A 13,258-nucleotide genomic window follows, 5' to 3' on the forward strand; every position below is an offset into this window, starting at 1 on the left:
TCGCGGGAACGCGGTGCGGACCCGGCGGACGGTCAGATCCAGGTGTTGAACCACATCCGGCGGCGCCAGTCCTCCAGCGGGATGGTCTGCCCGGTGAAGAGCGGGTAGAAGAAGAGGAAGTTCCAGACGATCAGCAGGACCAGCAGCCCGGCCGCCGCCGAGCCGATGATCCGGCGGTCCCGGGAGGCGCCGGCCGGGCCGATCAGGGCGCCGACCAGCATCGTCACCGCGAGCACCAGGAACGGGACGAAGACCACCGCGTAGAAGAGGAAGATCGTCCGCTGCTGGTAGGCGAACCAGGGCAGGTAGCCGGCGGCCAGGCCGCAGAGCAGGGCGCCGGCCCGCCAGTCCCGCCGGGCCGCCCAGCGCCACAGGCAGTAGGCCAGCGCCGCGACGGCCGTCCACCACAGCAGCGGGGTGCCGATGCCCAGCACCTCGCGGGCGCAGTCCGCGGCGGTGCAGCCGGCCTGGCCGTACTTGGGGGACTCGTAGTAGAAGGACACCGGCCGGCCCAGCACCAGCCAGGACCACGGGTTGGACTGGTAGGTGTGCGGGTCGCTCAGGCCGACGTGGAAGTCGTAGACCGTCGAGTGGTAGTGCCACAGGGAGCGCAGGGCCTCGGGTATCCACGGGAAGTCGGTGGAACGGCCGACCGCCCAGTCCCGGCCCCAGCCGCCCTGGCCGGGGGCGGTGCTGCTGGCGAACCAGCCCCACCAGGACGCGATGTAGACGCCGACCGGGACCACCACGACCGAGACGAAGGCCGGCACCACGTCCCGGGCGAGCGCCGCCCGGAGCGGGTGCGGGGCGCCGGCCAGGCGGCGGGCGCCGACGTCCCAGAGCACGGTCATCAGCCCGAAGGCCGCCGCGACGTACAGGCCGCTCCACTTGGTGGCGCAGGTCAGGCCGACGCAGACGCCGGCCGCGATCCGGTACGGGCGCCAGCCCAGGTTCAGCCGCTGGGCGAGCCGCGGGTCCTCGACCCCGCCCAGCCGCCGGGCCAGCAGGGCCCGGGTGCGGTCGCGGTCCAGCAGCAGGAAGCCGAAGGCGGCGAGGGTCCAGAACATCACCACCAGGTCGAGCAGGGCGGCCCGGCTGAGCACCAGGTGCAGGCCGTCCACCGACAGCAGCAGGCCCGCCACGCAGCCCAGCAGGGTGGAGCGGAACATCCGGCGGGCGATCCGGGCCAGCATCAGCACCGACAGGGTGCCGAGCAGGGCCACCGCGAACCGCCAGCCGAACGGGTTCATGCCGAACAGCTGCTCGCCCGCGCCGATGATCCACTTGCCCACCGGCGGGTGCACCACGTACGAGGGCGTCGGCCGGTACGGGACGGCCGCGCCCGGCGTCATGATCGTCGCGTTGGCGTCCTCCGGCCAGCTGATCTCGTAGCCGCCGTGCCAGAGCGCGTAGGCGTCCTTGGCGTAGTACGTCTCGTCGAAGATGATCGCGTGCGGCTGCCCGAGGCCGGTGAACCGCAGCAGGCCGGCGAAGACCGCCACCGCGACCGGGCCCAGCCAGCCGGCCCACCGGCAGAGGAAGGACCACAGGCCCTGCGGCAGCGAGACGCCCAGCCGCAACAGCAGCGGCGACTGCGGCACGTCCCGGGGCGTCACCCGGGGGCCGTCCGGCATCGGCGGCGCCAGGCGCTCGGTGAGCGTCGCCGTGGGGCGGGCGGCGTAGCCGTACCGGGCCAGGCGTCCGCGCCAGCCGGCGGGTCCGGCCTGCGGTGAGCGGGGGGACGGCAGGCCGACGCCGCCGTACGCGGAGTGGTCCGTACCAGTGGGCGTCTGCGCCGCCGTGTCGCCGTTCATCCGCCACATCGTAGGGGCGCTCTTCGTACGCGTGTCCGCTCCCTCGGAAGCTGACCGAATCGTCACCAAAAACCCCGGGCGCTCCACAGCTGCGAGGATGGGGACCGTGACAGGAGTACTCGTTCTCGCAGGCACCCCCATCGGCGACGTCTCGGACGCCCCGCCCCGGCTGGTCCACGAACTGGCGACGGCGGACGTGATCGCCGCCGAGGACACCCGGCGGCTGCGCCGGCTCACCCAGGCGCTGGGGGTGACCCCGGCCGGGCGGGTGGTCTCCTACTTCGAGGGCAACGAGGCCGGCCGCACCCCCGAACTGGTCGAGGCGCTGCTCGGCGGCGCCCGGGTGCTGCTGGTCACCGACGCCGGCATGCCCTCGGTCTCCGACCCCGGCTACCGGCTGGTCGCCGCCGCCGTGGCCGCCGACGTCAAGGTCACCGCGGTGCCCGGGCCCTCGGCGGTGCTCACCGCGCTCGCGCTGTCCGGCCTGCCGGTCGACCGCTTCACCTTCGAGGGCTTCCTGCCGCGCAAGAGCGGCGACCGGGCCCGGCAGCTCGCCTCGATCGCCGCCGAGCCGCGCACCATGGTCTTCTTCGAGGCGCCCCACCGGATCGCCGAGGCGCTGACGGCGATGGCCGAGGCGTTCGGGCCGGAGCGGCCGGCCGCCGTCTGCCGCGAACTCACCAAGACCTACGAGGAGGTCAGGCGCGGACCGATCGGCGAGCTGGCGGTCTGGGCGGCCGACGGCGTCAAGGGCGAGATCACCGTCGTGGTCGCCGGCGCCCCGCCGGCCGCGCCCCAGGAGCTGACCCCGGCCGAGCTGGCCCGGCTGGTGGCCCTCCGGGAGGAGGCCGGGGAGCGGCGCAAGGAGGCCATCGCGGCCGTCGCCGTGGAACTCTCGCTGCCCAAGCGCGAGGTCTTCGACGCGGTCGTGGCGGCCAAGCGGGAAGGCCTGGAGGGGCGCCCGGGGAAGCCGTGAATCCCGGGGGTTGCGTTGCCCACGGGGAGTCGTACCGTGGAGAGAAGGCCTCGGTAAACACCCGCTGAGCTGAAGTTTCGGTCGCGGTTTCCGGTCCTGGGAGGGCCCTGCGTATAGGGCTCCCCAACCCGCATCCAAGTCTTCACAAGTGGGGCGTCGGCCGGGGCGGTCCGGGCATTTCCTGGAACGGAAAGACCCAGCCGGACGAGCGTCCGGCGGGCGCTGGGAGACGGCCATGAGTGATGTTGTCGGTAGCCCCCGCAGTGGCAGCGCACTGAGCACCGCCGGTCTGGCCGGCCGGCCGCACACTCCCGTCGAGACCGTACGGGAGGCCTACTCCTTCGCGTGCCTGCGCTGCGGGTACGGCTGGGAGCAGGCGTACGACATCGAGCACCACGTGGCCAAGGACGGGCACGTCGTGTTCGAGTACCACGCCAACGGCGTCCGGGTGCCGTCCCCGCTGCTCAAGCCGACCTGCCCGGGATGCGGCGGCCACACCGTACGGATCATGCGCGAGGGCCGGGTGGCCTCCGCGGACCAGCCGCGGCACCACGCCCCCGGCTACCCGGCGCACGCCGAGCCGGCCGGGGCGACCCCGGTGGCCGAGCCCGTGCGGCCGCGCGGACGCTGGGCCCGGTTCTGGTCGCGGCTGCTGGGCTGACACCGGGGCGACGTGGAAGGGACCGCCCCCGGCCGGGAGAGAACTCGGTCGAGGGCGGCCCGCCCGCCCGACTAAGCTTTCCGACCATGGCGGCCACTGCAGACCACAGCACCACCGGGGCGAGCGCCCCGGCGTACTACGTTTCCACCCCGATCTACTACGTCAACGATCGCCCCCACCTGGGCCACGCGTACACCACCGTGGCGGGCGACGTCCTCACCCGCTGGCACCGCCAGCGCGGCGAGAAGGTGTGGTACCTGACCGGCACCGACGAGCACGGTCAGAAGATCATGCGGACGGCCGAGGCGAACGGCGTCAGCCCGCAGGAGTGGTGCGACAAGCTGGTCGAGGAGGCCTGGAAGCCGCTCTGGGAGCACCTGGAGATCGCCAACGACGACTTCATCCGCACCACCGAGGAGCGGCACACCGCCCGGGTGCAGGAGTTCGTCCAGGACCTGTTCGACAAGGGCGAGATCTACAAGGGCGGCTACTCCGGCCCGTACTGCGTCGGCTGCGAGGAGTTCAAGCTCCCGTCCGAGCTGCTCGACGGCGCGGCCGAGGACGAGAAGCTCTGCTCCGTCCACAAGCGGCCGGTCGAGTGGCTGGAGGAGGAGAACTACTTCTTCCGCCTCTCCGCCTACGGCCCGCGGCTGCTGGAGTTCTACGCGGCGAACCCGGACTTCATCCAGCCCGCCTCGGCCCGCAACGAGGTGCTGCGCTTCGTCGAGCAGGACCTCAAGGACCTCTCGATCTCCCGGTCCACCTTCGACTGGGGCGTGCCGCTGCCCTGGGACGAGAAGCACGTCCTCTACGTGTGGGTCGACGCGCTGCAGAACTACATCACCGCGGCCGGCTACGGCAGCGACCCGGAGCGCTTCGCCGAGCTGTGGCCCGCCTCGGTCCACCTGGTCGGCAAGGACATCCTGCGGTTCCACGCCGTCATCTGGCCCGCCATGCTGATGGCCGCCGGGCTGCCGCTGCCCAAGCGGGTCGTCGCCAACGGCTGGCTGATGGTCGGCGGCGAGAAGATGTCCAAGTCCAACCTGACCGGCATCGCGCCCACCGACCTCACCTCGCACTTCGGCGTGGACGCGTACCGCTACTACTTCCTGCGGGCGATCCCGTTCGGCACCGACGGCTCGTTCTCCTGGGAGGACTTCACCGCCCGGTACACCTCCGAGCTGGCCAACGACTTCGGCAACCTGGCCTCCCGGGTCGCCGCGATGGTCGGCAAGTACTTCGACGGGGCGCTGCCGGCCGCGGCCGCGCACGGCGGGGCCGAGCAGGCGATCGCCGACGGGCTCGCCAGGGCCGTCGACACGGCCGACCGGAAGATCGGCGAGGAGCTGGACTTCGCCGGCGGCCTCGCGGCGATCTTCGAGTTCGTCAAGCAGGTCAACGGCTACCTCACCGAGCAGGAGCCGTGGAAGGTCGCCAAGGACGACTCCGAGGAGGGCCGGGCCCGTCTCGCGACCATCCTCTACACCGCCGCCGAGGCGCTGCGCGCCACCGCCGTCCTGCTCAACCCGGTGATGCCGTCCACCGCCGAGAAGCTGTGGACCTCGCTGGGCGCCGAGGCCGCCGGCCTGGGCGCGCTCTGCGCGCAGACCGTCGCCACCGCCGCCGACTGGGGCCGGCTGCCCGCCGGTGCCACCGTCACCAAGGGCGAGATCCTCTTCCCGCGCCTCGAAGAGAAGCCGGCCGCCTGACATGGCCGCCAAGGACGACGCCCGGTCGACCCCGCCGCCGCTGCCGGAACCCCTGGCGGTGGCGGTGGCCGACTCGCACACCCACCTCGACATGCAGTCCGGCACCCCGGCCGAGGGCCTGGCCAAGGCCGCCTCGGTCGGGGTCACCACGGTGGTCCAGGTGGGCTGCGACGTGCCCGGCTCGCGCTGGGCCGCCGAACTGGCGGCGCAGTACGAGCAGGTGCACGCGGCCGTCGCCCTGCACCCGAACGAGGCGCCGCGGATCTTCCTCGGCGACGCGGACGGCTGGTCCGGGCAGCAGCGGAAGGCCGGCGGCGCCGCCGCGCTGGACGAGGCGCTCGCCGAGATCGACCGGCTCGCCGCCCTGCCGCAGGTGCTGGCGGTCGGCGAGACCGGCCTGGACTACTTCCGCACCGGCCCGGAGGGCGTGGAGATCCAGAAGGAGTCGTTCCGCCGCCACATCGAGATGGCCAAGCGGCACGGCAAGGCCCTGGTCATCCACGACCGGGACGCCCACGACGACGTCATCGCCCTGCTGCTGGCGGAGGGCGCCCCGGAGCGGACGGTCTTCCACTGCTACTCCGGCGACGCCGACATGGCCAAGACCTGCGCCGAGCACGGCTGGTACCTCTCCTTCGCCGGCCCGGTCACCTTCAAGGCCAACCAGCCGCTGCGCGACGCCCTGCTCGCCACCCCGCTGGACCGGATCCTGGTCGAGACCGACGCCCCGTTCCTCACCCCGCACCCCTACCGCGGCCGCCCCAACGCCCCGTACCTGATCCCGGTCACGGTGCGCTCGATGGCGGCGACGCTGGGGCTGCACGAGGACGAGCTGTCGGCGGCCGTCGCGGAGAACACCGCGCGCGCCTTCGGGTACTGAGCACGAGGTCGGGGCCCCGTCCGGATCGGCGCGTCCGGACGGCGGCCCCCGCGCCCGTATCCTTGGCGCGTGAGCACCACCGACCCCACCCCTGACAGCCGCCCCCAGCCTCCGGCCGGGGGGACCCCCTTGCTGGGCAGCGCCGACATCCGGGAGCTGGCCGCCGCGTTCGGCGTGAAGCCGACCAAGCAGCGCGGGCAGAACTTCGTCATCGACGGCAACACCGTGCGGCGGATCGTCCGGGCCGCCGACGTGACGGAGCAGGACGCGGTGGTGGAGGTCGGGCCCGGGCTCGGCTCGCTCACGCTGGCGCTGCTGGAGGTGGCGCGGCACGTCACCGCGGTCGAGATCGACCCGGTGCTGGCCCGGCACCTGCCGGACACCGTCGCGGCCCGGATGCCCGGCAGGGCGGGCGCCTTCGACCTGGTGTTCAGCGACGCGATGGAGGTCACCGAGCTGCCCGGGCCGGCGCCCACCGCGCTGGTCGCCAACCTCCCGTACAACGTCGCGGTGCCCGTCCTGCTGCACATGCTGGCGACCTTCCCCAGCATCGACCGGACCCTGGTGATGGTGCAGAGCGAGGTAGCCGACCGGCTCGCCGCCAAGCCGGGCAACAAGGTGTACGGCGTCCCGTCGGTCAAGGCCAACTGGTACGCCGACGTGAAGCGGGCCGGCGCCATCGGGCGGAACGTGTTCTGGCCCGCCCCCAACGTCGACTCCGGGCTGGTCTCGCTGATCCGCCGCGAGCCGCCGAGGACCAGCGCCAGCCGCGAGGAGGTGTTCGCGGTCGTCGACGCCGCGTTCGCCCAGCGGCGCAAGACCCTGCGCGCCGCACTGGCCGGCTGGGCCGGCTCCGCCGCCGGGGCCGAGCAGGCGCTCGCCGCGGCCGGCATCGACCACAAGCTGCGCGGCGAGATGCTGACGGTGGAGCAGTTCGCCGCGATCGCCGAACACAAGCCCGCGAAGGACCCCGGTAAGGACAGCGAGTGATCACCGTACGGGTACCGGCCAAGGTCAACGTCCAGCTGGGGGTCGGCGGGCTGCGCGCCGACGGCTTCCACGACCTGGCCAACGTCTTCTTCGCCGTCGCCCTCGGTGACGAGGTCACCGCCACCCCGGGTGAGGACGTGACGCTGAGCTGCACCGGCCCGGACGCCGCCGTCGTCCCGCTGGACGACGGCAACCTCGCCGCCCGCGCCGCCCGGCTGCTCGCCGCCCACCACGGCATCGCCGACCCCGGCGTGCACCTGCACATCGCCAAGGCCATCCCGGTGGCCGGCGGGATGGCCGGCGGCAGCGCCGACGGCGCGGCGGCCCTGGTCGCCTGCGACGCGCTCTGGCAGCTGGACACCCCGCTGCCGGTGCTGCTCGACCTGGCCGCCGAACTCGGCTCCGACGTGCCGTTCGCCCTGCTCGGCGGCGTGGCGCTGGGCCGCGGCCGGGGCGAGATCCTGGAGCCGCTGGCCGTCGAGGGCACCTTCCACTGGGTCTTCGCGGTCGCCGAGGGCGGCCTGTCCACCCCCGCCGTGTTCCGCGAGTGCGACCGGCTGCGCGAGGAGGCCGGCACCGGCTCCGGCGCCGCCGACGTCCCCACCCCCGACGCCGACCCGGCCCTGCTCGCCGCCCTCGCCGAGGGCGACGCCGTCGCCCTGGCCACCGCGCTCGCCAACGACCTCCAGCCCGCCGCGCTCTCGCTGCGCCCCGCGCTCGCCGCCACCCTGCGGGCCGGCACCGAGGCGGGCGCGCTCGGGGCGCTGGTCTCCGGCTCCGGGCCGACCTGCGCCTTCCTGGTCAAGGACGCCGAGGCCGCCGCCGCGGTGGCCGACGCGCTGCGGGCCTCCGGCACCTGCCGGACCGCGCACGCCACCCACGGGCCGGTGCCGGGGGCGTCGGTCGTCGGTTGACGTTGACGGGGTGGTGCGGGGTCACCGCGTCCGTCGTCGGCTGGCGGGGTGGCGCGGGGTCACCGCGTCCGTCGTCGGCTGGCGGGGTGGTGCCGGGTCCACCGCGTCCGTCGTCGGCCGACGGGTCGGGCGGGTCCACCGCGTCCGTCGCCCAGCCAACGCGGTGAAGCCGATCCGGCGGGCCCATTAGGCTGGAGAGATCGGGGTGTCCCGAGAGGGGTGCCCGACCGCCGAGCGGCGGGCCGCCCCGCGACCGCCGAACCCAGGAGCGCAGCACACGTGGCCGTCAACCTCGCCACCATCGAGTCCGTCACGAAGGTCTACGGCACCCGCGCCCTGCTGGACGGGGTCAGCCTGGGCGTCAGCGAGGGCGACCGGATCGGCGTCGTCGGCCGCAACGGCGACGGCAAGACCACCCTCATCCGGATGCTCGCCAAGCTGGAGGAACCCGACGGCGGCCGGATCACCCACTCCGGCGGGCTGCAGATGGCCGTCCTCACCCAGCACGACTCGCTCGACCCGACGGCCACCATCCGGCACGAGGTGATCGCCGACCGGGCCGACCACGAGTGGCTCGGCGACGCCCGCATCCGCGACATCATCGAGGGCCTCTTCGGCGGCCTCGACCTGCCCGGCTTCGCCGACGGCCTGGACACCGTCATCGGCCCGCTCTCCGGCGGCGAGCGCCGCCGGATCGCCCTCGCCAAGCTGCTGCTCGGCTCGCCCGACCTGATCGTCCTCGACGAGCCCACCAACCACCTCGACGTCGAGGGCATCAACTGGCTCGCCCAGCACCTCCAGAAGCGCCGCTCCGCGCTGGTCTGCGTCACCCACGACCGCTGGTTCCTCGACCAGGTCTGCACCCGGATGTGGGACGTCCAGAACGGCGAGGTGCACGAGTACGAGGGCGGCTACTCCGACTACGTCTTCGCCCGCGCCGAACGCTCCCGGATCGAGGCCGTCGAGGAGCAGAAGCGCCAGAACATGGCCCGCAAGGAGCTCGCCTGGCTGCGCCGCGGCGCCCCCGCCCGCACCTCCAAGCCGCGCTACCGGATCGAGGCCGCCAACGCCCTGATCGCGGACGTGCCGGATCCGCGAGACAAGTCCGAGCTGATGAAGTTCGCCAACGCGCGGCTCGGGAAGACGGTCTTCGACCTGGAGGGCGTGACCGTCAAGGCCGGCCCGAAGCTGCTGCTGGAGAACGTCACCTGGCAGCTCGGCCCCGGCGACCGGATCGGCCTGCTCGGCGTCAACGGCGCCGGCAAGACCTCGCTGCTGCGCGCGCTGCGCGACGCGTACGCGAGCGAGGGCGACGTCCAGCCGGCGTCCGGCGTCATCAAGGTCGGCAAGACCGTGCGGCTGGCCTACCTGTCGCAGGAGGTCGCCGAGCTGGACCCGGCGACCCGGGTGCTCCAAGCCGTCGAGCAGGTCCGCTCGCGGGTCGACCTCGGCAAGGGCCGGGAGATGAGCGCCGGCCAGCTGTGCGAGCAGTTCGGCTTCGGCAAGGACAAGCAGTGGACGCCGGTCGGCGACCTGTCCGGTGGCGAGCGGCGCCGGCTCCAGCTGCTGCGGCTGCTGATGGACGAGCCCAACGTGCTGTTCCTGGACGAGCCCACCAACGACCTGGACATCGAGACGCTCAACCAGCTGGAGGACCTGCTCGACGGCTGGCCCGGCTCGATGATCGTCATCAGCCACGACCGCTTCTTCATCGAGCGCACCACGGACACCGTCCAGGCGCTGCTGGGCGACAAGCGGATGCGGATGCTGCCGAACGGCGTGGACGAGTACCTGGAGCGCCGGGCCCGGATGGCCGCCGCGGCCGCGGCGGTGCCCGCTGCGGGTGCGGGTTCTGGGGGTGCTGCGGGTTCCGCGGGCGGGTCCGGTGCCTCGGCCGACGCGGGTGCTGCTCCGGCGCTGTCCGGCGGGGACCTGCGGGCGGCGAAGAAGGAGATGCAGAAGCTGGAGCGGCAGATCGCCAAGCTGGACGAGAAGGAGTCCAAGCTGCACGCCCAACTCGCCGAGCACGCCGCCGACTTCTCCAAGGTCGCCGAACTGGACACGCAGCTGCGGGCGGTCCGGGACGAGAAGGAGGAGCTGGAGATGAGCTGGCTGGAGCTGGCCGAGCAGGTCTGAACAGGTCTGAGCGGCGCTGAACAGATCTGAGCGGCGCTGAACAGCTCTGAGCAGGTCTGAGCCCGGTCACCCGTCGGGCCGGGTGCCGAGGAGCGTTTCGAGCTCCTCCGCTGCCCGGGCCAGCGCGCTGCGCGTCGGGTCGTGGGGCGTGGTCGGACCGGCCGCCCGGTGTGCCGCGGCAGCCGGGGCGGCCGGGACCGCAGGGGCGGTCGGTGGGCGGTGTGCCCGGGCGGCGGCGGTCAGTTCGTCCAGCGCGCGCCGGACCCGGTCGACCTCGGCCGGGTCCGGTACCCGGCCGCCGTAGCGGATCTGCGCGGCGAAGGCCGCCACCGCGCCGCCCAGCCGTTCCAACGCCGCCGTCGCCGGCAGCCACCGCTCGGCCAGCCGGCCGGTGGGCGGTGGCTCGGACAGTCCCTGCCGCACCTCCTGGCGGGCGTCCGCCAGTGACCGGTAGGCCGTGCGGCGCAGCCACACCTGGGCGTTGCCGGGCCGGGTGGCGGTGTCGGTGTCCTCGGCGGCGGCGTTCTCGGCGACGGCGTTCTCGGCGGCGGTGTCCTCGGCGACGGCGTCCAGGTAGGCCCGTAGCGCCGTCGCCGCCTCGACCAGCTCGGGCTCGATCCGGTGGCGGGGACGCTCCGGCCACAGCAGGTACCCGAAGAGCAGGACGATCCCGCTGGCCAGCACGGTGTCCAGGACCCGGGGCCAGAACTCGGCGGCGCTGCTCTGCCCGCCGAGCTGCAGCAGGACCAGCGCCATCGGCGTCATCACCACGGTGTTCAGCCCGTAGTGCGCCGCCGTGGCGTACGGGAGCAGGGCCACGCAGCCGGCGGCCATCGCGGTCAGCGCCCACTCGTCGGTGGTGGCCAGGAGCAGCGCCGCGGTGACGACCACTCCGAGCACCGTGCCGACCGACCGGCTCACCGCACGCAGGAACACCGAGCCGAGGTCCGGCTTGAGCACGAAGGCGATCGTCATCGGCACCCAGTAGCTCTTGCTGAGCGGGAAGTTGGCGGTGACCGCCGAGCCGACCGCGATGCACAGCGCGACCCGCAGTCCGTACCGGACCGACCCCCGGGACAGCAGCCGCGCCCGAAGCCGCCACGGGTCCGGCGGCGGCGCGGGGGCGGTGCCGAGCCGGGAGTCCCGGCCGGCCACGGTGTCGGCGGCGGCGCGCAGGGCCACGTCCAGGGCCTGCCGGGAGGGGGTGTCGGGCCGCCAGTCGGGGACGGCGACCTCGCCGCCGCCCTGCCGTACGGCGGCCGCCAGCCGGTTCGGCACCTCGGCCACCTCCGGCGGGACGGGGCGGCGGGCCCAGAGCAGGCCGGTCGCCGCCTCGGTGGCGGCGAGGGCGGCCTCGTACATCCGGGCGCGGCGGTCGTGTCGGCTCTGGCGGTCGCGGCGGTCCTGGCGGGTTCGACGGCTCCGGCGGTTCCGGGGCGTCCGGTGCGTCGTGCCGAGGAGGTCCTGGAGCTGGTTCAGACGGGCCGTCAGCACCTGGCGCGAGGCGGCGGCCCGGGGACCGCCCAGATCGGCGAGCGTACGGCCGAGCGCGTCGTACGCGGCCGCCAGCGCCCGGTTGCGCGGATCCGCGGCGGGCCGGCTCGGCGCACCCGCCGGCAGCCCCAGCAGCACCACGAACGCGGCCCCGGCCAGCAGCATCGGCGCCGCCGCCCACCACGGCTGCGGCAGCGGCATCCCACTGCCCAGCGCCGCCGACACCGACAGCAGCATCCCGGCCGCCGAACCGCGCGGGCCGGTCGCACTCAGCGCGCCCGAGACGAAGGCGGTCGACGTCAGCGCGACTCCCAGGGCGAGACCATCCGCACCGGCGTGCTGGAGAGCGGTGCCGATCAGCATGCCGACCGCGGAGGCGAGCACGGCCGTCCCGATCCGGGCGGCCCGCAGCCCGCCCGGCTCCACCCGGTCGTTCATCGTCGCGTGCATCGCCCCGAGCCCGGCGAACACCCCCAGGTCCAGCCGGTGCACCAGCAGCCCCACCGCCAACGGCACCGCCATGCCCACCGCCGCCCGCACCATCAGCGCCACCGGCACCGGCGGCCGCGCCGGCCGCACGGCACGGGCCCACCAGGGGGAGGGGGAGGCGTCGAGGGAGCTCACGCGGTCACGTCCGTTCTGCGGCCTGGGGTCGCTGCTGTGCGACATTGCGCGGCAGATGGGGCGTACCGGGCCAGTCTACCCAGGGCGGGCCCGGCGGCTCGTACGTGTCAAGTTCGTACCGATCGCGTACGGGCGGGCCAAGGGCCCTGCCGGGCCGACAGAGGTGGTGGCTACGATGACTGAGGCGGAAACCGTCCACAGGGCGGACGGTGCACCGACCAGGACGGTACGACCCAGAAGTTGACGGTGTGTTGCGGCGGGGGCCGCCCGGGACGCCCGGGCGCGAACCGGCCGTACGGGGGAGAGGTGAACTGCTGTGGCAGGCAATGCAACTAGTTCGGGGACGCCGACTCCTTCGGCGAGTCCGTCGCCCAGTCCGTCGCCGACGGCGACTCCTTCGCCGAGCCCTTCGCCGAGTCCGTCGGCGAACCCCTCGCCCAGCCCTTCGGCGAGTCCCGCACCCAGTCCGTCGTCCAACCCGTCGTCCAGCCCGGCGCCCAGCCCGTCGGGCACCGACCCGGGCGCCGGCGACACGGCTCCGTACATGCTGGAGCAGAAGCTTCCGTGGCCGCTGGGCGGGATCAACATCGCGCCCATCGTCAGCACCATTCAGACGAACGGCAGCGCCAGTGACCTGGTGTCGGCCTTCGGCAAGCAGAACGTCCAGATCGAGCTCGACACGCTCAGGACGTTCGCCGGGAAGGTCGAAGCGCTGCTCGCCGCGATGGAGGGGTCGGCGGCCGCGCCGTACCAGCTCCAGCAGCAGAAGCTGACGAGCAAGAGCTTCGCGAGCGAGGAGTTCGCGGAGGCGACGGCCCTGACCACCGCCTACGAGAAGGTCCACGGCCAGCTCGTCCAGCTGCACAAGGACTTCGCGGCGCAGATCCAGGCGATGCAGACGGCGGTCTCGCAGACCGCGAGCAACTACGTGACCAACGAGGACCACACGACGGCCGCGCAGAACTCCGTCGCGAAGAACGCGGGTGTCACCACGCCGGCGCCGGGGTCGGGCGACGGCAGGTACTGATGGCCGCCTGGGGAGAGTTCTACGGGGAGACGG

Annotated in this window: 10 protein-coding genes; 8 read left to right on the forward strand and 2 right to left on the reverse strand. The window is 73.7% G+C overall.

Annotation, left to right across the window (positions count from 1 at the left end):
* Positions 1 to 32: 32 nt before the first annotated feature.
* On the reverse strand, positions 33 to 1,814 hold the full coding sequence (locus ACZ5GH_RS21470) for a dolichyl-phosphate-mannose--protein mannosyltransferase (RefSeq protein ID WP_464335039.1): 1,782 nt from the start codon (positions 1,812 to 1,814) through the stop codon (positions 33 to 35).
* A 106-nt stretch (positions 1,815 to 1,920) separates the two neighbouring features.
* On the opposite strand from ACZ5GH_RS21470, the gene rsmI reads away from it, so the two are divergent.
* The 7 genes from rsmI to ACZ5GH_RS21505 all read left to right on the forward strand — a co-directional run bounded on the left by rsmI (position 1,921) and on the right by ACZ5GH_RS21505 (position 10,080).
* Positions 1,921 to 2,790: a 16S rRNA (cytidine(1402)-2'-O)-methyltransferase gene (gene rsmI / locus ACZ5GH_RS21475; protein WP_464335040.1), complete on the forward strand. Its 870-nt coding sequence runs from the start codon at positions 1,921 to 1,923 to the stop codon at positions 2,788 to 2,790.
* Between the two features lie 235 nt (positions 2,791 to 3,025).
* The gene (locus ACZ5GH_RS21480; RefSeq protein WP_464335041.1) at positions 3,026 to 3,451 is read left to right on the forward strand and encodes a hypothetical protein; all 426 of its coding nucleotides are present in this window, start codon (positions 3,026 to 3,028) and stop codon (positions 3,449 to 3,451) included.
* An 86-nt stretch (positions 3,452 to 3,537) separates the two neighbouring features.
* Entirely contained in the window at positions 3,538 to 5,160 is a 1,623-nt protein-coding gene (gene metG / locus ACZ5GH_RS21485; RefSeq protein ID WP_464335042.1) for a methionine--tRNA ligase, read from the forward strand.
* A 1-nt stretch (position 5,161) separates the two neighbouring features.
* Positions 5,162 to 6,040: a TatD family hydrolase gene (locus tag ACZ5GH_RS21490; RefSeq protein WP_401113743.1), complete on the forward strand. Its 879-nt coding sequence runs from the start codon at positions 5,162 to 5,164 to the stop codon at positions 6,038 to 6,040.
* 69 nt (positions 6,041 to 6,109) lie between these two features.
* Positions 6,110 to 7,030: a 16S rRNA (adenine(1518)-N(6)/adenine(1519)-N(6))-dimethyltransferase RsmA gene (gene rsmA / locus ACZ5GH_RS21495; protein WP_464335043.1), complete on the forward strand. Its 921-nt coding sequence runs from the start codon at positions 6,110 to 6,112 to the stop codon at positions 7,028 to 7,030.
* On the forward strand, positions 7,027 to 7,944 hold the full coding sequence (locus ACZ5GH_RS21500) for a 4-(cytidine 5'-diphospho)-2-C-methyl-D-erythritol kinase (protein ID WP_464335044.1): 918 nt from the start codon (positions 7,027 to 7,029) through the stop codon (positions 7,942 to 7,944). The genes rsmA and ACZ5GH_RS21500 overlap by 4 nt, the downstream gene beginning before the upstream one ends.
* A gap of 279 nt (positions 7,945 to 8,223) precedes the next feature.
* The gene (locus ACZ5GH_RS21505; protein WP_464335045.1) at positions 8,224 to 10,080 is read left to right on the forward strand and encodes an ABC-F family ATP-binding cassette domain-containing protein; all 1,857 of its coding nucleotides are present in this window, start codon (positions 8,224 to 8,226) and stop codon (positions 10,078 to 10,080) included.
* Between the two features lie 66 nt (positions 10,081 to 10,146).
* Here ACZ5GH_RS21505 and ACZ5GH_RS21510 read toward each other — a convergent pair whose 3' ends face one another.
* On the reverse strand, positions 10,147 to 12,198 hold the full coding sequence (locus ACZ5GH_RS21510) for an FUSC family protein (protein WP_464335046.1): 2,052 nt from the start codon (positions 12,196 to 12,198) through the stop codon (positions 10,147 to 10,149).
* Between the two features lie 544 nt (positions 12,199 to 12,742).
* On the opposite strand from ACZ5GH_RS21510, the gene ACZ5GH_RS21515 reads away from it, so the two are divergent.
* Positions 12,743 to 13,225 carry a hypothetical protein gene (locus ACZ5GH_RS21515; protein WP_387749512.1) on the forward strand — a complete coding sequence of 161 codons (483 nt, stop codon included), beginning with the start codon at positions 12,743 to 12,745 and terminating at the stop codon, positions 13,223 to 13,225.
* The last annotated feature ends 33 nt before the right edge of the window (positions 13,226 to 13,258 follow it).

This window comes from Kitasatospora sp. Xyl93, from assembly GCF_055383135.1.

Coding starts and splice junctions, on each gene's coding strand:
- ACZ5GH_RS21515 (WP_387749512.1), top strand. CDS start 12,743: ATGCTGGAGCAGAAGCTTCCGTGGCCGCTGGGCGGGATCAACATCGCG.
- ACZ5GH_RS21490 (WP_401113743.1), top strand. CDS start 5,162: ATGGCCGCCAAGGACGACGCCCGGTCGACCCCGCCGCCGCTGCCGGAA.
- ACZ5GH_RS21480 (WP_464335041.1), top strand. CDS start 3,026: ATGAGTGATGTTGTCGGTAGCCCCCGCAGTGGCAGCGCACTGAGCACC.
- ACZ5GH_RS21470 (WP_464335039.1), bottom strand. CDS start 1,814: ATGAACGGCGACACGGCGGCGCAGACGCCCACTGGTACGGACCACTCC.
- metG (WP_464335042.1), top strand. CDS start 3,538: ATGGCGGCCACTGCAGACCACAGCACCACCGGGGCGAGCGCCCCGGCG.